Raw genomic sequence first — 19,202 nt, 5'->3', positions numbered from 1 at the left:
AAAAGCTTAAATTTTATGCTTGATTTTGTATACGTACGCCAAAATTTCCGCTACTGCTTTAAAAAACTGTTCCGGAATGCGTCCGCCAACTTCCACCTGCTCATAAAGCGCCCTTGCCAGCGGCCTGTTTTCCAGCATGACAATGTCATGCTCTTTTGCGATCGATTTGATTTTTTGGGCAAGGAAGTCCGCTCCTTTTGCCACAACGATGGGCGCATCGCTCTTTGTTTCATCGTAGCGGAGGCAGACGGCAAAATGCGTTGGGTTCGTAATGACGACATCGGCGTTCGGCACTTCCTGCATCATTCTCCGCATCGCCATTTCGCGTTGCTTTTGCCTGATTTTTGATTTAATCAGCGGGTCGCCTTCCATATTTTTAAATTCTTCCTTGATTTCCTGCTTGGACATCCGGATATTTTTTTCAAAATCGAAACGCTGGTACAAGTAATCAAGAACGGCGAGCACAAACAGGGCAACAGAAGCGCTGATGCCGGTTATGGCGGCGAGATGCCCGACTGCAGCCAGCGTATCGCCCGCGCTTTTAAACGGCAGGCCTGAAATATCCTGGATATTGGCCCAAATGACGTAAAAAGCAACAACGCCGACCACCGCCATTTTTAAAACGGATTTTAACAATTCCACAAGCGCCCGGATCGAAAAAATCCGTTTTAATCCGGCGACGGGATTGATTTTGTTTATATTCGGTTTCAGCCCTTCACCGGTAAAAAGGAGGCCGGTTTGGGCCACATTTCCGACCACGCCGGCCAAAAGGGCAACGGCCATAACCGGCAAAAGCATCGAAGCCAGCTGTTTCATGACGCCGGTCATCAATTTGCCAACGCTTTGCTCCGTGACATCCTGCAGCATATATTTTGAAAAAGCCTGGCGAAAGAGTGCCATCATCGGGCTTCCGATCGAGGAGGCCCCGAAATACAAGAACAGAAACACCGCAAGAAGCATGACAGCCGTTACGATATCCTGGCTTTTGGCTGTCTGCCCCTTTTTGCGGGCATCACGCCGCTTTTTCGGCGTTGCCTTTTCTGTTTTCTCCCCTGCGAAAAACTGCAAATCGAGTGAGAGGTGCTTCAAACGGATCCCCCCAACAGTGCCATACAATTCCGCATCGCAACAAACATCCATTCAAACAAATGTTCAACCGCGATATAAATCGTGCCCATTGCCACCGCCAGCGCGATCAAACTAACGGCAATTTTGACCGGAAAGCCGACCACAAAAATATTAAGCTGCGGTACGGTCCGGGCGATGATGCCAAGCGCAATGTCCGTTAAAAACAGGACGGCGACAACAGGTGCCGACATTTGAAAAGCGACGAGAAACACACGGGCCAAAAGGGTTGCCAAATATTTTGCGAGATTGAAAGACCCGAGATGGACCCATGCCTGATCGAGCGGGATAAACGAATAGCTGTAATAAATCCCGTCCAAAAGCAGGTGGTGCCCGTTCAGGGAAAGCAATAAAAGCAGCGCAAAACTGTACAAATATTCCCCGGTAAGCGGCGTTTGCGCCCCTGATTGCGGATCAATCACATTGGCCATGGAAAACCCTGCCTGAAAATCGATAAACGTACCGGCCAATTGCACGGCCGACAAAATGAAATAGGCTACAAAGCCAAGCAGCAGGCCGACAAGTGCTTCTTTAATCATCAGCATAAAATAGGCGCCATCCATGGTGAACGGTTTGGCATGGATCGTGTATGTCACAAGGACGGACAAAAAGAAGCCAAGGCCGATCCGGAACCGGGCCGGTACGCTCCTGTGGGAAAATAACGGCATCATGATAAAAAAAGTGGTGACCCTAATGAAAACGAGTAAAAATATACTGAATGACGGAATCAGTTCATCCATATGTTAACCTATATATTGTGTTAAATTGGATAAAATTTCTTTTGTGTATGTAAGCATGTGGCTTAGCATCCACGGGCCAAGCAGTACAAGGCCGAGCAGCACCGCAACAATTTTCGGGACAAATGCCAGCGTCTGTTCCTGGATTTGCGTTGCAGCCTGGAAGATACTGACAATCATACCGACGACAAGCGCAATCAATAAAAGCGGACCGCAGACCATAAAGGTCACCATGATGCCTTTTTCGGCCAGTGAAATGACCATTTCCTCACTCAATCCATTCACCTTCTTTAAAAACTTTCAAGCAGCGACTTCACAACAAGATACCATCCGTCCACGAGCACAAACAGTAAGATTTTAAAAGGCAGCGAGATCATCACAGGCGGCAGCATCATCATTCCCATCGACATCAGGACACTTGCCACGACCATATCGATGACAAGAAAAGGAATGAAAATCATGAAGCCCATTTGAAAAGCCGTCTTTAATTCGCTGATTGTAAATGCCGGAACAAGGGTTGTCATTGGAATATCCTGCACCGACTTAGGCTGCTTTTTATGGGCATAATCCAAAAACAGCTGCAAGTCTTTCTGCCGGGTCTCTTTCGCCATAAATTCCTTAAACGGCTTCTGGGCTTTGTCATAAGCCTCTTCCAGCGTCAGTTTATCATGGAACAACGGCGTGAGCGCCTGTTTATTTACCTGTTGAAACGTCGGAGCCATGATAAAAAACGTCAGAAACAGCGCAAGGCCTACGATCACCTGATTCGGTGGGGCTGTCTGCGTGCCGAGCGAAGTCCGGACAAAAGACAGGACAATGACAATCCGCGTAAAAGAAGTCAATAGGATTAAAATGCTCGGTGCCAATGAAAGAACGGTCATAAGCAAAAGGATTTTGACCGAAAGGGAAACGGTATCGCCGGATGTGCTGCTTAATGTATTCAACAACTCATTCATCGTTCTGTTTCTCCTTCTCCCTTTGTTCCAGTTCTTTCATCGCCTGCGCCCGCTCCTCCCTGATCGCGCTAATTTGCGACTTCAGCAAATGCCCGAACGGGGTTGCTTCTGTTTTTGCCCCAGTTTCCCTGTTTTTCACCGCTTTTATGAGCCTTGTCGCAATATCGCGCGGTTCCAGTTGCTGCTCGAGCTTTTGATTGTACTGGTCAACGAACTGCCTGACCTCTTCCTCGTCATCAATTTCTTTGACAAGCTGCACATCGTCCCCGACACCTAAAATAAGAATCCTGTCGCCCGCTTTTACAATTTGCAGCGACTTATTTCCGCCCAAAGGCGTGCCGCCGAAATTCTGTATCATTTTACTGCTTTGATAGGCATGGCTTCTTTTGTTGACAAATTTTAAAACAAAGTATAGTAAACAAATCACGAAAATAAGTGCGAGGATCATCCGCGCAATATCCCCGAAGGTTACCGCCGGATTTGCCGTTTCCGATTGTGTAGCCTGGCTTTCGGATTTTCCGTCCGTTTGTTTTTGACACTGTTTCGGATGGTCGATACATTCTTTCACATTTCCGTTAAAAGAAGCCGCGAGGGCATTGCCGGGTGCCGAAAACCCGTACAGCAGGCACAGCAGAATCCCAAACAGCAAAAGCCCCTTCGTCACTTGGCTTTGCAAATCATTGTCACCTTCCTGGCATCGTCAGCCGAGCGTTTTTTGGATGGCCTCAATTACACGGTCAGCTTGGAACGGTTTGACGATAAAGTCTTTTGCACCGGCCTGGATGGCATCAATGACCATCGCCTGCTGGCCCATTGCCGAACACATGATGACTTTTGCATCCGGGTCGATTTTTTTAATTTCCTTCAGCGCGCTGATCCCGTCCACTTCCGGCATTGTAATATCCATTGTCACAAGATCCGGCCGGTGTTCCTTATATTTTTCGATTGCTTGTGCGCCGTCTCCCGCTTCAGCGACAACGTCATATCCGTTTTTTGTCAGAATGTCTTTAATCATCATGCGCATAAACGCAGCGTCATCTACAATCAAAATTTTCTTTGCCATTTGGATCTTCCCCCATTATCTCAGTTTTTTCAGCCGGTCTTTCTGGCTCACGATATCTGTCACACGCACACCGAAGTTCTCATCAATCACCACCACTTCCCCGATGGCGATTAACTGATGGTTGATGAGAATATCCACGGGTTCTCCGGCAAGCTTGTCCAGTTCTACAATGGAGCCTGCGCCCATTTCAAGAATTTCCCTTACTGTTTTCGATGTCCTGCCCAATTCAACGGTCACTTCAAGCGGAATGTCAAGGAGCATGTCCAGATTTTTCGTTTCCACGCGCGGCGCTGTTTCTTCAAAACTCGTAAAAACAGCCGGCTGCACATTTTGGTGCGTCTCCTGTTTTGCTGCATTTTGAGCAGGCTCAGCCGGTTTTTCCGCAGCATGGCCGCGCATATTTTGATCCGGCTGCTTTTCCTCTGCTTTTTTTTCAGCTTCGGCGGGTTGTTCAGGATGAATGAGATCGCGCGCCAGTTTTTTCGCAAACGAAAGCGGCAACAGCTGCATGATCTGCGAATCGATTAATGACCCGATCATAATCCGGAACGAGACTTTCACAAGCAAATCCTGGTCCGGAAGCTTGTCCGTGCCTTCGCCTTCCAAAATATTTAAAAGTGAAACGGCCGGCGGGGAAATATCGATTCTTTTATTAAAAACCGTAGACATCGAGGTAGCGGCAGAACCCATCATCTGATTCATCGCTTCCTGTACCGCGCTCAAATGGATCTCATCCAGTTCGCTGCTCGGATTTTCGCCGGTTCCGCCCAGCATCAAGTCGGCAATAATGGCGGCATCGGATTGTTTAATGACGAGCACATTCACGCCGGAAAAGCCCTCCGTGTATTTCACCTGAATGGCCACGTAAGGATGCGGAAATTCATCCGCCAGTTTGTCGTGCCGGACAATGCTGACCTCAGGCGTTGTAATTTCAACTTTTTGTGAAAGCAGGGTGGACAATGCCGTCGCAGAGCTCCCGAACGAAATGTTACCAATTTCCCCAAGCGCATCCCTTTCCATGGAATCGAGATAATCTTCCACACGGAGGGAATCTTTGGCGCTTGCGTCTTCCAGATTTGCAGTGCCGTTAAGAAGGGCATCAATTTCTTCTTGCGACAGCATATCATCGCTCATACTGTTCTTCTTCCCCTTCCTCTATGATATCAAGGATTTGGACAGCCATTTTAGTGCCTTGCTTGCCCGGCTGCCCAATGAATTTCGGAATTTTATCCACCTTGACAACCAACGGCTCTTCAATGGTTTGGTTCAGCCGTATACAGTCGCCAATTTCCAGATTCAGAAAATCTTCAATTTTTATTGTTGCCGTCCCCAGTTCGGCGGTGAGCGGCACTTTTGCCTCCTTAATGCCTTCTTCGAGCAGGCGGATATTATTCGGGTCCGGTTCCTTTCCGGCGTGCTGCATCCAATAATGCCCGGACAATTTCGGCATCATCGGGTCAAGCACCACTTGCGGCAGGCATAAATTGATCATGCCGCTTGTATCGCCGATGGTCGTGTTGAGAGAAATGACGACCACGGTTTCATTCGGAGAAATCATCTGCAGAAACTGCGGATTGACTTCCAGTTCAGTCAGAAAGGGATTGATTTCGATGATCTCGCTCCACGCTTCCTTTAACTGGTCGATGGTCTGGTCAAAAATTCTCGTCATGATTTTCTTTTCAATCTCAGTGAGTTTGTCAATTTTATTGATGCTTTCCCCGTACCCTCCCAACACACGATCCATCATCGTATAGGCAATGTTCGGGTTAATTTCCATAATAATATTCCCGTCAAGCGGGGGAACTTCATAAACCGTCAAAAGCGTCATTTTCGGTATCGAACGGATAAATTCCTCATACGGAATCTGGTCAGCCGATGCAACGGAAATCTGCACGTAAGTCCGGAGCTGGGCAGATAAAAAGGTTGTCAGAATCCTTGAGAAGTTTTCATGAATTCTTGTCAGGCTTCTGATCTGGTCTTTTGAAAACCGGAGTGCCCGCTTGAAATCATATACTTTGACTTTCCGGGTTTCCTCTTTTTTTATTTCCTCCGCGTTCATTTCCCCCGTTGACAGGGCGGATAGCAGCGCATCAATTTCAGACTGCGATAAAATATCTTCCGGCAAGTTTACCCACCCCCCTTGTTTACATACAGGCACAGGGGCCGGACTGCCTGCTGCGGCACTGCCTGTTTGCTGCACTCTGCCTTTATTGCTTCAACAGGCGGCATACTTTTATTGGATAACAAAGGAAGTAATATATACATTTACAACTTCGCCGTCCTGCATCATTTTATTTAACCGGTTTTTTATGTCTGTTTTGAACTTTTGTTTCCCCTTTTCAGCTTGCAAATCCTGCATGTTCATATTTGACAGCTCGTCAATCATAATGTCTTTGATTTGAAAATCTCTTTTTGTCAGTTCATCTTTTGCTTTTTTATTGTTTCCTTCAATTTTGATGGCAATCTGGACGATGTGGTTGTCTTTCAGATTGGTTGTCATCGTGTCAATGTCCACGGAAGAATCGACAACTTCATCAATGTTTGGCCCTTTTGCCTTTGTTGCCTCGTTCGATTTATAGATGACGATGATGGTGATGATGCCGGCCAGTAAAATGACGGAAATCATCACAAGCATGATCCGCACCATTTTATTCATTCCGGCCCCTCCTCCCCGGTATTTCTTCCAAGCAAAGAAACAGACCGGAAAAAGGCGGTCACTTTTTGCTCGATTTCTTTGCTCGACTCCCTAACAATATAAGCGTGTCCGTTTGTCAGGATGATTCTTGTATCCGGCATGCTTTCCACCGTTTCAATATGAATAGCGTTTATCCAGAATGCCCTGCCGTTTAATTTTGTCACTTCAATCACATTATGCGGGCCGGGGCTAGAGCCCTGGCCCCCTTCCCCCTATCGTTTCAGATTGACAAGTTCCTGCAGAATTTCATCGGATGTCGTAATAATTCTTGTATTCGCCTGAAACCCGCGTTCTGCTACGATCATATTGGTCAACTCTTCCGACAGGTCGACATTGGACATTTCGAGATAGCCGGATTTGATTGTGCCTGCACCGTCTTGTCCCGGCTGGCTTACTGTGACCGTCCCCGCATTGGAATTCGTTGTGGTATATAAATTGCCGCCGACTTTTGTCAGCCCGGCAGGATTCTGGAAAGTGGCAATGCTGATTGTTCCAATTGTATTGCCATCCTGATCGGTAATGGTTCCGTCTGTTGCGACTGAAAAGCTTTTGACATTTGCGCCAAGGGTGATGGCTTGTCCATTTGTACCCAGCACAGTAAAACCTTCTGAATTGACGAGTCTTCTGTTATTATCAAAGTAAAAATTGCCGGCACGCGTATAGTACGTGTTGTTGCCATCTGCTACTCTGAAGTACCCGTCTCCAGTAATCGCAAAGTCAAGGGGACGCCCCGTTGATTCCGGACTTCCTGAAGTATCAACGGTATCAATTGAACCGATCTGAGACCCAAGGCCTACCTGCTGGGCGCTTGTGCCGGGCGTCGCGCTGGCTAGCGTCTGGCTGATTGCATCTTTAAACGTCACACGCCCTTTTTTGTACCCGTAAGTATTCACATTTGCGATGTTGTTTCCGATTGTATCAAGTTCTGTTTGAAAGTTTTTCATGCCGCTTACGCCTGAATATAATGAACGTAACATTGCATTAACCCCTCTCCATTTTTGTTTTCAGCTGCGTCTGTCATTCGGCAGCTGCGGCCTTCCTTCCGGTCCGGCCGGTGATTCTAAAATGATGGCGCCGTTAATATTGCTGAAAATTTGGGAACCGGCTTCACTCCGGTCCATTGCAGTAATCACGGTTGCATTTTTTGCACTGACGATCAGCGCGGCATCATCTGCCAGAACCAGTGTCTCATCCAGCCCTTTTTGCTTTGCCTCCGCCACCTTTTCGCTGATCTGCTTCCAGGTGGAATCGTCGAGTTCAATCCCCCGTTCCTGCAGCCTTTCGCCGGCGTGTTTGCTGATTTTTAATGTGGCTGGTTCAGACTGCCCGGACAATGCCTGCTTGAAATAATCCGAAAAATGGCCGGTTTGGTTCTTCCCCTGGCCGGATTCTCGCGTTCCATTAAGAGAACGCACAGGCGTGGTTCGCTGCAATGGAATGGACGGATAGGATTGATCCATTCAATCACTTCCTAGTTTGCAATTTTCGTAAGCTGCCCGCTTGCGGCTTTTTGCCCGTTATCAAGTGTAAAGATGAGGCTGCCGTTTTGGATGGAAACGGCACTGACCGAAGCTGTTTCTTCTTTTCCGGCATTATTTGTATAGGCCACTTTTTTTCCAATCAAATGGCTTGCCTGAATCAATGCTGCTTCATTTGAAGTGTTGCTATTGATCCCTGTCATATCGGAAGAACTGATTTTCGTTCCGTCATCCAGCGTGAAGGTAACTGCATTGTCATCCCCAAACGAAATGCCGGTAATCGTCCCGGTTCCCGACTTAACGGATGCTGTTCCGTCATCTGCTGTTTCCGTTTTTTCCCAGGAAACCGTTCTCCCGATATATTGTGTATACGCAATTTGCTGCGATTGCTGCGAAAGTTTGATCAGATTGTCGATATCGTTTTTCAGATTGGTCATTTGCTCCAATGAAGAGAACTGCGCCATTTGTGAGACAAATTGCGTGTCGTCCATTGGCTTGGTCGGATCCTGGTTTTGAAGTTGGGCAATCAATATTTTCAAAAAAGCATCTTTATCCAACGTCTTACTCCCCGTACGCGTGCTGGTAGCTGTATTTTGATTGCTTAACAGCAGGCTTGGGTCAATAATAGAAGTCAAAGTCATTTCACCTACGCTTCCGCATCAATCATATTGTTTTCGAGCATGGCCGAGAAATGTCCCGGTTCCGGGTTTTCCCGACGTTTTTGCTGCTGTTGCCGTTGTTCGCGGCCCCCGCTGTCCCCGGGCTGGCCGTGGGCGGTTTGTGCCGCTGTGTCACGGTATTCAATATCCATTTTTGTTAACTGGACCTGCTGGCCTGCCAAAGCATGTTTAAGCTGCTGCAGCTGGGAATCAAGCAAATCTTTTGCCGCACCAGTGTCTGTCAGTATCTTTGCTGCCAGTTTTCCGTCCTGCTCAAGCAATTCCACGCGCAAAGAACCGAGGTTTTCAGGTTCAAGCCGGATCAACAGCCTGTTTGCGCCTTTATGGCTGGAATAGGCCGCCTTTTGAATGATATTGGCGAATTCCTGGACAAACTGCCGGTACGAAACCGGATTATGTTTTTCGCCGGTGTAAAGGACGAGCTGTTCCACTTTGCCCGAGAGTGAAAATGCCGGGGCTGTATTGCCGTTCCCGTTTATTTCTTCTGCTGCTTGAAGATGGCTGCTGTTATGCGCAACAGGGCTTCTTTTTCCGGTTTCCCATCCGTTTGCCAATCCATCTTCGGTGCTATCGTTTCCGGATTGTCCTGTCTGCTGGATTTCCCGGGAAAAATCCAATGCGGCATGCCGGCTGCTGTCTTCTAGTTTTCCGTTTTCCTGCTGGGGACCCGCATTTTGGCCTGGCACAGCAATCCGGCCATTTTCACCAGCTGTTGCCTGCGTCTTCACCCTGCCGTTGCTTCCCGGTATCCCGTCTTCCATGAGCTCAATATGCTGGCTTGCAGTGGCCTGCACCTCATCAGCCGTTGCTTTTAGTGCCTTGAGCTGGCTGCCATCTGCAGGCTGCCCGGTATTTGCCTCTGGATGGGCGGTCGTTTGCACACTGGGCGCCTGATTTTGCAATGGCCCGCCTGTCCTGCTTTCACTTGGCGCATTGCCCCGAATCGCTGCTTTGCCATTTTGCGCGTCCGCTCCTGAAGTACCCGCCTGCAGCGGTTTTGCAGCCGGATTCCCAGCATTTTCATCCGCGGCGACGGATTCTGCTGCCAGACTAAACGGCACCCCTTCCTGCCGGGATGAGCGGCCATCCTTTGATAAGGCTTCCGTCACTTCATTGTTGTCTGTTTGTAGCAGTGCTGTTCCGGTGGTGCCCGTGCCTGCAGCAGCCGGTTCGCTTCTTTCATTTGCCGGCAATACCGCTTCGTTCATTTCCGGAATCGCCCCATTTGCAGAAACTGGGCCGTTTTGAAGCAATACCTGGTTACTTTCCCGTCCATTTTGCGCCGAGTTGGCATGATCCGGATTGGAAGCCATTCCTAGAGCCGCGGCAGCTGGAGATAAAGGAAGAACAGGTGCTTTTTTAAACAGCGATGGATCCGCCTTTCCGCCGGATAAATGCAAATAAGCAGTTTTTAATATTTCTTCTTTTACGGCAATGCCCGGCTGTTGCGGCGCGCTTGAAACCGTCTGCCCCGCGTTTAGCGCATCTGCTGAAATGGCCTTGAGAAAACGGCCGATTTTTTCGGACAACTGGGCTAATTGTTCCGTTGTCTGCATCATGTTGATGCCTGCTGCTGTATTTTCGGGAAACGTTTTTAGAACAGCCCCCACCTGCCTGAGCAATGTTTCCGCATCTTCAAGTCCGAGCTTTATTAAAGACGGGACTGGCATGGAGGCGAGCATTTGCGCCATATTCATGATGGCAGCTGCGGCATCGCCTGTTTCGATGGCCGTTTTTGTTTCTTGTATCTTTTTTTTGCTGTTTTCGTCTTCAGCGCCGGCAAACCGCACCAGCCGGTTGAAAAGAGCGGAAATGGTCTGCATATCAGCCCCTTCTTCCTGGCTTCCATCTTCTCTAGCCTGTTCCGTTGCCCCGGCCTTTTCCGTTAAAACCGCGACAATCCTTTGTTGAAGCTTTTGGCAAACATCCACTGCCTCCTCGTTTTCCGGCATCCGGCCGCTGTCCTGGCCGGCAAGGCTCAATTGCTGAAAAAACCCGGATGGCTGCGTCTGCAGCTGTGCGCCAGCCGTTTGCGTACTTGGCGGAGAAAATGGTACAGCCTGAAGAGCCGAATTTACATTCATGTTTTCACCTCCTTTCAAGTTTAATGGATGGCTTATGATCCTGTACGCCCGAGCATTTGGGTGTATTTTGCTGCTTTATCGGCACTCATTTTTTCAAGGACGTTCGCCAATGTTTCCGAACTGAGCTGGGAAAGGATCCCCGTTGCTTCCTGATCGCTCATTTTTTGAATAATGGCAGCCGCATTTTCCGGATTCATATTTTCATAGGTGCTTGCGATTTCTTTTAATTTTTTCTGATTGGCTGCCTGTTGTTGCTGGGCTTTCTTCAATTGCTGCTTCAGATCAGAGACGGTTTGTTTCATTTTCAAATTGTTCTGTTGGCTTTTGTCCAGTTCGGATTGCAGCTTGCTGATTTCTTTGTCTTTTTCTGACGCCTGTTTTTGTAAAGAACGGATCTGGCTTTTATACTGTGTTTCACTGAACGTGCCGCTTTGCTTCTTCCCTTTTTCATTCCCGCCTGTGCCAAATATCCCGGTCACCTGATGGGCGAGGCCCGATGCTTTACTGATCACATTGACACCCGAGATAGTAGCGATAATGATCGCCATCGCGGTGGCAAACAGTAGCGGAATCAGGATCACGTAAAAAAACCACTGCAGTTTACCGCCTTTTTTTTCTTCTGCTGCTGTCTCGATTTCTTCCATTTGTTTGCGCATAACATCACCCGGTTTTCAGGCTTTAGTGATAAAAAGTCTGGGTTGAAATTTCATCTGCCTGCTTTTCTTCCTGTATTTTCAGTTTCATCAGAAAACGGCCATAATCTTTGTCTTTCAGTTTTTCGTATTTTTTGACTTCTATATTTTTCTCCTGCAGTTTCTGCTGATGCCAGTTCATCCGGTTTCGTGCATTCATGACGAGGCTCTGATAATAATGGATTGATTTTTCAATATCATCAATAAACCGCCGGTAATGCCGGATTTCCTGGACGGAAAGGCCCGCTTTCATTTTTTCAGCCTGGTGGGCTTCCAGGTCTTCTTTCTTTTTCAAAAGCGCGTACAGCTCCCGGGCCACATTTTCAAATGCCTGTACCGCATTTTTGTATGCACTGAGCGCCTCGTCTTTTTCCTTTTCTTTGACATCAAGGATTTTCTCGAATTTATAATGATAATTCATGCCCACTCACCCGTTTCCGCAAGTCCGATTAAAGCCCGGATACTGCTTTCCATACTATAGGTTTCGTCGGTGCTTTGTTTGATAAAAGAAACGATTTTCGGATAGCGTTCGATCGCTTCATCAATTTCTTTTGATGCGCCCGGTTTATAAGCGCCGATATTGATCAGGTCCTCTGAATTCAAATAAGTGCTTAACTGTTCGCGAATCTTTTCTGCGGCTTTTTTGTGTGCAGGACTGGCAAGTTGGCTCATCAGTCGGCTAACGCTTTTTAAAATATTGATAGCCGGGTATTGCCCTTTATTTGCCAAATCCCTGTCCAGAACAAAATGCCCGTCTAAAATGCCGCGCACCGTATCGGCAATCGGTTCATTCAAATCATCCCCGTCGACAAGCACGGTGTAGATCCCGGTAATCGTGCCGGACTCATTTGTTCCGGTCCTTTCCAAAAGTTTCGGCAAAATCGCGAAAACGGACGGGGTATATCCTTTTGTAGCCGGCGGTTCCCCCGTTGCCAGTCCGACTTCACGCTGGGCCATCGCGACCCGGGTAACCGAGTCCATCATAAACATGACATTTAGCCCCTGGTCCCTGAAATATTCCGCTATCGCTGTTGCTGTATAGGCGCCTTTAATCCGCATCAATGCCGGCTGGTCGCTTGTTGCCACGACAACAATGGACTTTTTTAAACCTTCAGGGCCGAGATCTTGTTCAATAAATTCCCTTACTTCCCTGCCCCGCTCCCCGATTAGGGCGATCACATTCAGATCGGCATTTGTGTTGCGTGCAATCATGCCGAGCAGGGTGCTTTTGCCGACGCCGCTTCCAGCAAATATGCCGATCCGCTGGCCTTTTCCAACCGTCAGCAGACTGTCGATCGCGCGGACGCCAAGCTCAATCGGTTCCCTGATCGGCGGGCGCTTGAGCGGGTTGGGGGGCGTCCGGTCGATCGGAATCGGTTTTAGGCCGGCGGGAAGCGGGGAATGGTCGAGCGGCACGCCCAAAGGATCAATGACTTTCCCCAACAGCCGTGGGCCTGCTTTCACCCGCATCGGTTTCCCTGTTGCTTCCACAAGGCTGCCGGGAGAAATTTCTTGGATGTTCGTATAAGGCATTAAAATAACATTCCCGTCACGGAACCCGACAACTTCGGCAATGATTTTTTTCGTATTTTTTTTGTTATCCACATGAATATAACAGACGTCACCGATGGAGCTTTCCGGCCCGAGTGATTCGATCATTAAGCCGATCACTCTTTTTACTTTTCCGTAATGTTTAAACGTCCCAATTTCGGGTATATAGTCTAAGAGATCGGTTGCTTTCATTCCGCATCCTCCCCGATCAGTTCCAAAAGCTTTGCCTTAAGTTCAGACAGCTGGCTGTCAATGCTTGCATCAATCCTGCCGCTGCCGCTTTCAATATAGACCTGGTACGGTTCAAGCGAATCATCCGGGTAGACATAGCATTTTGTATCGTTCGGGAAGAGGGCATCCAGTTCTTCCTTGTTGTCCATGACGAAGGCGTACTGCCCCGGATGGATATGGAGATCGACTTCTTTATACCCAGTCGCTTCTTTTAATACGTTTTTTACGATGGCAAACATTTTTTCGGGGGATGTTTCAAGTGTGTCTTGCAAAATTTTCCCCGCTGCTTTCATCGCAATTTCCAAAATATCTTTTTCCGATGCTTCTAAATGTTTTTTGAACGCCTCTTTGGAACGGTTGACGATGTCAATGGACTCGTTTAAATGGTCGCGGATGCTTTCAAACCCTTCCTTGCGGCCATCTGCATAACCGGCTTCAAACCCTTGGCGCTGTGCTTGTTCGGTGAGCTTTGCTTTTTCCTGCTCCCACTGTTTTTTCTCTTCGGCAATTTGCCGGCGTACTGCTTCTGCTTCTTTTTGACTGTCTAAAAGCAGGCGCTCTGCCTCGGTTTGATATTTTGCGAAAATATCCTCTTTCACAGCGGTTGCATCTCCCGTTTCTTCGGGCAAAGCCGGGAGCCGGCGCACGCTGATTACGCGCATTTTGGAAACAACACCTGCATCTTGCTTTGTTTTAATAATATTAGACAATGATGTCGTCGCCTCCGTTCCTTGCGATAATGATTTCGCCGCTGTCTTCCAGCCTGCGGATAATGGACACAATTCTCGACTGGGCTTCTTCGACTTCACGCAGCCGCACCGGGCCCATATATTCCATTTCTTCTTTCATGGAATCGGCCATCCGTTGCGACATATTGCGGAAAATAATTTCTTTTACTTCGTCGCTTGAGACTTTCAGTGCAAGAAGCAGGTCTTCATTTTCGCATTCGCGGATGACGCGCTGAATGGAACGATTGTCAAGGGTGACGATATCTTCAAATACAAACATTCGTTTTTTGATTTCTTCGGCAAGTTCGGGATCTTTCTGTTCCAGCGAGTCAAGGATCGTTTTCTCTGTCGTACGATCGACCCCGTTCAACACTTCGACAACGGATTCCACCCCGCCTGTCTGCGTATAATCCTGTGTCACCGTCGCGGACAGCTTTCTTTCCAAAATGGCTTCCACTTCGCTGATAATTTCAGGGGATGTGCCTTCCATTAAGGCAATTCTTCTGGCAATGTCCCCCTGCATTTCAGGCGGAAGCTCGGAAAGAATCTGCCCGGCTTTTTCCGGATCCAGGTAGGACAGAATCAAGGCGATCGTCTGCGGGTGTTCATCCTGGATAAAATTCAGAATCTGGGCCGCATCTGCTTTTCTAGCAAAATCAAACGGGCGCACCTGCAGCGATGAAGTGAGCCGGTTGATGATGGATGCCGCCTGTTCCGGGCCGAGTGCTTTTTCGAGAATCATTTTGGCATAACCGATACCGCCCTGGGTAATATAGTCCTGTGCCAAAGCAATATGGTGAAATTCGGTCAGCACTTTTTCCTTCGTGTCATTGTCGACTTTTCTGACGCCTGAGATTTCCAGCGTCAGCTTTTCGATTTCTTCTTCTGTTAAATGTTTGTAGACGGATGCCGATACGTCCGGGCCGAGAGAAATCAAGAGAATGGCTGCTTTTTCTTTGCCGGATAATGTTTTTTCTTTACTTGCCATCTTGTTTCCCTCCTATTCTTCGGAAAGCCATGACCGCAATAATTTTGCAAACTCATCCGGTTTTTCCTTTGCCATTTTTTCAAGCTGTTTCCGCCTTGCTGAAGCGTCGGTTTCCTGTTCCTCATTTACGTCCGGAATGCGGGGCGGTGCCGGTTTTTCCGGCGTTTCTTCCGCCATGTCTTCTTCAGCCTCCGAAGTGGCCCGCCTTCTGTTGCGGATCAAGAAGAAGATGAGCCCGGCTATCACGAGCAGCAAACCTCCGCCAATCGCGTATACCCACCACGGAATCGAAGCTTTTTTCGCCTTCTCCGGCGCATTGGCTGCAAATGGCTGGACGGAAACTGCGATTTTATCGGCAACCGTTTGATTGGTCAGCCTTGTGCCGCTTGACTTGTCAATCGACGTTCTGACAATCGTAGAAAGCATCGATTTAATATCTTTTAACCGGGAAGCGGGCAAGGAAGACCGTTTTGTTCTGACCGGCGGCTCGACCATGACTTCTATGCCGAGATCGCGGATTTTGTACGGGCTCTCTGTAATTTTCCGTTTAATCCGGTTTACTTCGTAGTTGATCGTGTCACTTGTTTTGGAATACGTCCCGTTCCCGTTCGACCCGGATACATACGAAGAGCCGACAGAATCTGTACTGCCAGATGGCGTTCCGGCTGCTGCGCCTGTACCCTGGTATGTTTCCTGGATTTTTTTGGCGCTGATTTCAATGCCTTTCATATTCGTCTTATCAACCGGTTCAACGAGATCTTCCTCGCGTTTTTCCTGCGTAAAATCGATATCCGCTGTAACGGTGACAACCGCTTTTCCTGCACCCATCAGTGTGGAAAGCATCGTTTGCACCTGCTGCTGAATATCCCGTTCAATTTGTTTTTTGATCGCCTGCTGCTGTGTATAAGCATTTCCGGAAGAATTTGAAGAATTTAAGTCATAGTACTCAAAATTCTGGTTCATAATGACGATATTATCGGTAGGAAGATTCGGAACGCTTTTTGAAACAAGATTGTAAACGGCTTTTATCTGGTTTTGGTCCAATTCATAACCGGGTTTTAACGTCAGGACAACCGATGCGGAAGCTTTTGCCTGGCTGTCGGCTACGAAGACGCTTTGGTTCGGAAGATTGATCATCACCTTTGCTTTTTCGACGCCGTCCATCTGTTCAATCAGATTTTCCAGTTCCGTCTGCATCGCATCGAGCTTTACGACGTTAAATTCATTGTCTGTCATCCCGAATTTTGCATTCTGGCTGAAAAAAGAATAGTCGATGCTGCCGGTCTTTGGCAGCCCTTTTGCAGCCAATGTGACTTTCAAATCGTCCACCTGGTCTTCAGGCACTTCGATCGTTTTGCCACCATCCGTGATTTTGGACGGTACGCCTTCCTGGTCCAGTTCGTCCTTGATGGATCCTGTTTCGGAGACATCCAGCCCGCTGTAGAGCGGCGCGTATTTTGTTTTTGTCATAAAATAAGTGATTCCGGCAGCAAGTACCAGCATAAGGGCAACGGCGGATATGCCGATTGTTTTCTGCTTCTTGCTCCTGCTTTTCCAAAACCCCTTCAGGTTTTGAAAAGATTGTTTTAACTTTTCATTCATCATTATCCCCCGGGATAAAAAATTCACGGTGTTTCATCAATAGAACAGTCGGACAGCAAACGTTCCGGCATCCTTTTCGCCTTTAGGGCAGACGGAAAGGATCCGGGCGTTACGGCCGGGAAACGGCTTTTATGTACGCCGGATCAGAACGTTACACTTGCATCTGCATCATTTCTTTATAGCCTTCGACTGCTTTATTTCGGACTTCGAGTGCCGTCTGCATCGAAAGGTTTGCTTTTTGTACGGCGACCATTACCTGGTACAGGTCCACATTTTCGCCGTTCGATAGTTTTGTAATCAAGGTGTCGGAATGGTTCTGCTGTTTGTTCAGTTCATTGACAGACTGCTTCAGCAGGTCCGAAAATGAAACGGAGCCGTTAGCGGACGAAGCGGCGCCTGCTGATTTTGGCGACAGCCCGCTCAAACTTGCGAACGGCGTCTGACTGATTGATTGAACAGACACATCATTCGCCTCCTTTCATATGCGGAATTTTCTCTGTTATTGGCCGAGTTCGAGCGTCTTCATCAGCATCGCTTTGGAAGCATTCAGCGCCGTGACATTGGCTTCATACGAGCGGGTGGCGCTGATCATACCGGTCATTTCCGTTAAAAGATCCACATTTGGTTTTGTCACATATCCGTTTGCATCCGCATCAGGATCATCCGGATTGTATTCTTTTTTAAAATCGCTGTTATCTTCGACAATGCCGGCCACCTGGACGCCGGACCCAGCACCCTGCATTCCGAGTTTCGAACGAAATATGGAGGCAAAAGAACCGCCTCCTGCAGCAAGTACCACTTCTTTCCGGCGGTATGGCTGCCATTTCCCATTTACATACGTATCTCTTGTTGTATCAGCGTTCGCAATATTGGAAGAGATGACATCCATCCGCAGGCGCTGTGCCGATAAGGCTTCAGAAGAAATGTTCATTCCGGTGAACATGGACATCTTACTGTCCTCCTCTCACGACATTTAATAAGGATGAGAGCTTTCCTTTTTCCAGCTCAATCAGTGACTCGTAATAAATCTGGTTGCTGGCAAGGTTCGCCATTTCGGTATCGATGTCAACACTGTTGCCATTGCTGTTGTAAGTGGTGCCGGATTCCGTCACGATTTCTGGACTTGAATCCCCGGCAGAAAAACGGAAGTGCCGGGGGTCGGTCCGGTTCGCTGAAATGGCATTGACCGAATCCTCCAGCACATTTTTAAAACTGACATCCTGCGCCTTATAATTCGGTGTATCCGCATTGGCAATATTGTTCGAAATCACTTTCTGCCGGAGCGAAGCATACTGCAATGCATGCTCAAGCGACCGCAACGTATTGGAAGAGAGACTCATCAATGGACACCTCATTACATAAACTTGACATTTTTTTCTTTTATACGACAAATTGTTTGCTATTTTTTATTTTAATTGTTTCATAACGGGCTGTAAATGAACATATTCTTAAATCACAAAAAATTTTTTTGATAGTAGGACTTTTGGATTAATCCCTTACTCCCACACCGCGAAAAAGATGCCGAAAAATTTTTCAAGCACCTTAATACGCCTAGGATTACAAAAATTTACAATTACTGGGAAACACTATTGGCAGGTCGGATTTCCTTAAATTTTATTAGTATCCATATATTAGTATTTGTGCGTTTTTATGGTAAATTAAATACCAATAAAAAAAAGGATACGAATCGTATCCTTTTTTGGCGCAAATTGCCGTAAAGCTTATCCGTTAGTTAGAACGGACTTTTTCCAGTTCAACGAGGAATTTGTTATTCAATACTTTAATATAGGTCCCTTTCATGCCAAGGGAACGGGATTCAATGACCCCTGCGCTCTCCAGTTTACGCAGCGCATTCACGATGACAGAGCGGGTAATGCCAACGCGGTCCGCAATTTTGGACGCGACAAGCAGGCCTTCCTTCCCGTTTAATTCTTCAAAAATATGCTCAATGGCTTCCAGCTCGCTGTAGGACAAAGAACTGATGGCCATTTGCACGACCGCTTTGCTGCGCGCTTCTTCTTCAATTTCTTCTGTTTTTTCGCGGAGGATTTCCATGCCGACAACCGTCGCACTGTATTCTGCCAAAACAAGATCTTCGTCATCGAATTCCCGCTCAAGACGAGCCAGAATCAACGTACCGATTCTTTCCCCGCCGCCGACGATCGGAACAATCGTTGTCAGGCCTTTTTCAAACAGGTCTTTGTTTTCAATCGGAAATGCCGTGTACTCACTTTCAATCGTCAAATTGGATGAGGTTTCCGTAATGTTAAACAGGCTGTTCGTGTATTCTTCCGGAAACTGGCGGTCTTCAAACATTTGTTTCATCCGCTCGTTTTCAATTTTCTGGTTGATGGCGAGACCGAGTAATTTCCCGCGGCGGCTGACGATGTAAATATTGGCCTCAATCACATCACTCAGCGTTTCCGCCATTTCTTTAAAATTCACCGGACGTCCGGCTGCTTTTTGCAACATCGAATTAATTTTCCTTGTTTTATCTAACAAACTCATTTCCATTCCTCCTAGATTGATTCGGTATTTGAACTGCATTGAATTGCCGGGACCTGCCGCAAAAGAGAGAAAGCCTTCATTACA

At 47.6% G+C, this 19,202-nt stretch carries 24 protein-coding genes; all 24 read right to left on the bottom strand.

Going from position 1 to position 19,202, the window contains the following annotated elements:
* Nucleotides 1-6: 6 nt before the first annotated feature.
* Nucleotides 7-1,089: a flagellar biosynthesis protein FlhB gene (gene flhB / locus NFR98_RS00405; protein WP_017551525.1), complete on the bottom strand. Its 1,083-nt coding sequence runs from the start codon at nucleotides 1,087-1,089 to the stop codon at nucleotides 7-9.
* Complete coding sequence (gene fliR / locus NFR98_RS00400; protein WP_017551524.1) at nucleotides 1,086-1,865, bottom strand: flagellar biosynthetic protein FliR; 780 nt, start codon at nucleotides 1,863-1,865, stop codon at nucleotides 1,086-1,088. Before fliR ends, flhB begins: the two co-directional genes overlap by 4 nt.
* A gap of 3 nt (nucleotides 1,866-1,868) precedes the next feature.
* Nucleotides 1,869-2,138 carry a flagellar biosynthesis protein FliQ gene (gene fliQ / locus NFR98_RS00395; RefSeq protein WP_014095440.1) on the bottom strand — a complete coding sequence of 90 codons (270 nt, stop codon included), beginning with the start codon at nucleotides 2,136-2,138 and terminating at the stop codon, nucleotides 1,869-1,871.
* 14 nt (nucleotides 2,139-2,152) lie between these two features.
* Nucleotides 2,153-2,818: a flagellar type III secretion system pore protein FliP gene (gene fliP, locus NFR98_RS00390; protein WP_014095441.1), complete on the bottom strand. Its 666-nt coding sequence runs from the start codon at nucleotides 2,816-2,818 to the stop codon at nucleotides 2,153-2,155.
* Nucleotides 2,811-3,494 carry a flagellar biosynthetic protein FliO gene (locus NFR98_RS00385; RefSeq protein ID WP_026683998.1) on the bottom strand — a complete coding sequence of 228 codons (684 nt, stop codon included), beginning with the start codon at nucleotides 3,492-3,494 and terminating at the stop codon, nucleotides 2,811-2,813. The genes fliP and NFR98_RS00385 overlap by 8 nt, the downstream gene beginning before the upstream one ends.
* Before the next feature lie 24 nt (nucleotides 3,495-3,518).
* Nucleotides 3,519-3,881 (bottom strand): response regulator, encoded by a 363-nt coding sequence (locus NFR98_RS00380; RefSeq protein ID WP_014095443.1) that lies wholly within the window; start codon nucleotides 3,879-3,881, stop codon nucleotides 3,519-3,521.
* A gap of 15 nt (nucleotides 3,882-3,896) precedes the next feature.
* Nucleotides 3,897-5,015, bottom strand: a complete 1,119-nt coding sequence (gene fliY / locus NFR98_RS00375; protein WP_061565832.1) for a flagellar motor switch phosphatase FliY — start codon at nucleotides 5,013-5,015, stop codon at nucleotides 3,897-3,899.
* A complete protein-coding gene (gene fliM, locus NFR98_RS00370; RefSeq protein WP_014095445.1) occupies nucleotides 5,005-6,006 on the bottom strand; it encodes a flagellar motor switch protein FliM in 1,002 nt (333 codons plus the stop codon). The genes fliY and fliM overlap by 11 nt, the downstream gene beginning before the upstream one ends.
* Before the next feature lie 108 nt (nucleotides 6,007-6,114).
* Nucleotides 6,115-6,537, bottom strand: a complete 423-nt coding sequence (gene fliL, locus NFR98_RS00365) for a flagellar basal body-associated protein FliL (RefSeq protein ID WP_014095446.1) — start codon at nucleotides 6,535-6,537, stop codon at nucleotides 6,115-6,117.
* Entirely contained in the window at nucleotides 6,534-6,749 is a 216-nt protein-coding gene (locus NFR98_RS00360) for a flagellar FlbD family protein (protein WP_017551521.1), read from the bottom strand. Before NFR98_RS00360 ends, fliL begins: the two co-directional genes overlap by 4 nt.
* 39 nt (nucleotides 6,750-6,788) lie before the next feature.
* Complete coding sequence (gene flgG, locus NFR98_RS00355; RefSeq protein WP_026683997.1) at nucleotides 6,789-7,553, bottom strand: flagellar basal body rod protein FlgG; 765 nt, start codon at nucleotides 7,551-7,553, stop codon at nucleotides 6,789-6,791.
* Nucleotides 7,554-7,580: 27 nt separating this feature from the next.
* Entirely contained in the window at nucleotides 7,581-8,036 is a 456-nt protein-coding gene (locus NFR98_RS00350) for a TIGR02530 family flagellar biosynthesis protein (RefSeq protein ID WP_026683996.1), read from the bottom strand.
* 11 nt (nucleotides 8,037-8,047) lie between these two features.
* Nucleotides 8,048-8,695 (bottom strand): flagellar hook assembly protein FlgD, encoded by a 648-nt coding sequence (gene flgD, locus NFR98_RS00345; RefSeq protein WP_196229967.1) that lies wholly within the window; start codon nucleotides 8,693-8,695, stop codon nucleotides 8,048-8,050.
* 5 nt (nucleotides 8,696-8,700) lie between these two features.
* Nucleotides 8,701-10,818 (bottom strand): flagellar hook-length control protein FliK, encoded by a 2,118-nt coding sequence (locus NFR98_RS00340; RefSeq protein WP_014095450.1) that lies wholly within the window; start codon nucleotides 10,816-10,818, stop codon nucleotides 8,701-8,703.
* A 32-nt stretch (nucleotides 10,819-10,850) separates the two neighbouring features.
* Complete coding sequence (locus tag NFR98_RS00335) at nucleotides 10,851-11,474, bottom strand: MotE family protein (protein ID WP_014095451.1); 624 nt, start codon at nucleotides 11,472-11,474, stop codon at nucleotides 10,851-10,853.
* A 22-nt stretch (nucleotides 11,475-11,496) separates the two neighbouring features.
* Nucleotides 11,497-11,931 (bottom strand): flagellar export protein FliJ, encoded by a 435-nt coding sequence (fliJ, locus tag NFR98_RS00330; RefSeq protein ID WP_013859091.1) that lies wholly within the window; start codon nucleotides 11,929-11,931, stop codon nucleotides 11,497-11,499.
* Nucleotides 11,928-13,253 (bottom strand): flagellar protein export ATPase FliI, encoded by a 1,326-nt coding sequence (gene fliI, locus NFR98_RS00325; protein WP_014095452.1) that lies wholly within the window; start codon nucleotides 13,251-13,253, stop codon nucleotides 11,928-11,930. Before fliI ends, fliJ begins: the two co-directional genes overlap by 4 nt.
* A complete protein-coding gene (gene fliH / locus NFR98_RS00320) occupies nucleotides 13,250-14,002 on the bottom strand; it encodes a flagellar assembly protein FliH (protein ID WP_014095453.1) in 753 nt (250 codons plus the stop codon). The genes fliI and fliH overlap by 4 nt, the downstream gene beginning before the upstream one ends.
* Nucleotides 13,995-15,008, bottom strand: a complete 1,014-nt coding sequence (gene fliG / locus NFR98_RS00315) for a flagellar motor switch protein FliG (RefSeq protein ID WP_014095454.1) — start codon at nucleotides 15,006-15,008, stop codon at nucleotides 13,995-13,997. Before fliG ends, fliH begins: the two co-directional genes overlap by 8 nt.
* Before the next feature lie 12 nt (nucleotides 15,009-15,020).
* The gene (gene fliF / locus NFR98_RS00310) at nucleotides 15,021-16,610 is read right to left on the bottom strand and encodes a flagellar basal-body MS-ring/collar protein FliF (RefSeq protein WP_026683994.1); all 1,590 of its coding nucleotides are present in this window, start codon (nucleotides 16,608-16,610) and stop codon (nucleotides 15,021-15,023) included.
* Between the two features lie 151 nt (nucleotides 16,611-16,761).
* Nucleotides 16,762-17,073: a flagellar hook-basal body complex protein FliE gene (fliE, locus tag NFR98_RS00305; RefSeq protein WP_017551517.1), complete on the bottom strand. Its 312-nt coding sequence runs from the start codon at nucleotides 17,071-17,073 to the stop codon at nucleotides 16,762-16,764.
* 36 nt (nucleotides 17,074-17,109) lie between these two features.
* Nucleotides 17,110-17,559, bottom strand: a complete 450-nt coding sequence (flgC, locus tag NFR98_RS00300; RefSeq protein ID WP_013859084.1) for a flagellar basal body rod protein FlgC — start codon at nucleotides 17,557-17,559, stop codon at nucleotides 17,110-17,112.
* Nucleotide 17,560: 1 nt separating this feature from the next.
* A complete protein-coding gene (flgB, locus tag NFR98_RS00295; protein WP_035188464.1) occupies nucleotides 17,561-17,950 on the bottom strand; it encodes a flagellar basal body rod protein FlgB in 390 nt (129 codons plus the stop codon).
* Nucleotides 17,951-18,338: 388 nt separating this feature from the next.
* Nucleotides 18,339-19,118 carry a GTP-sensing pleiotropic transcriptional regulator CodY gene (gene codY, locus NFR98_RS00290; protein WP_014095458.1) on the bottom strand — a complete coding sequence of 260 codons (780 nt, stop codon included), beginning with the start codon at nucleotides 19,116-19,118 and terminating at the stop codon, nucleotides 18,339-18,341.
* Between the last annotated feature and the right edge of the window lie 84 nt (nucleotides 19,119-19,202).

It is taken from the genome of Weizmannia agrestimuris (assembly GCF_943193165.1).
In the GTDB taxonomy this organism is placed as follows: Bacteria; Bacillota; Bacilli; order Bacillales; family Bacillaceae_C; genus Weizmannia; species Weizmannia faecalis.
The sequence above is the reverse complement of the archived record's forward strand: the minus strand, read 5'-3'. Positions and strand labels throughout refer to the sequence as shown.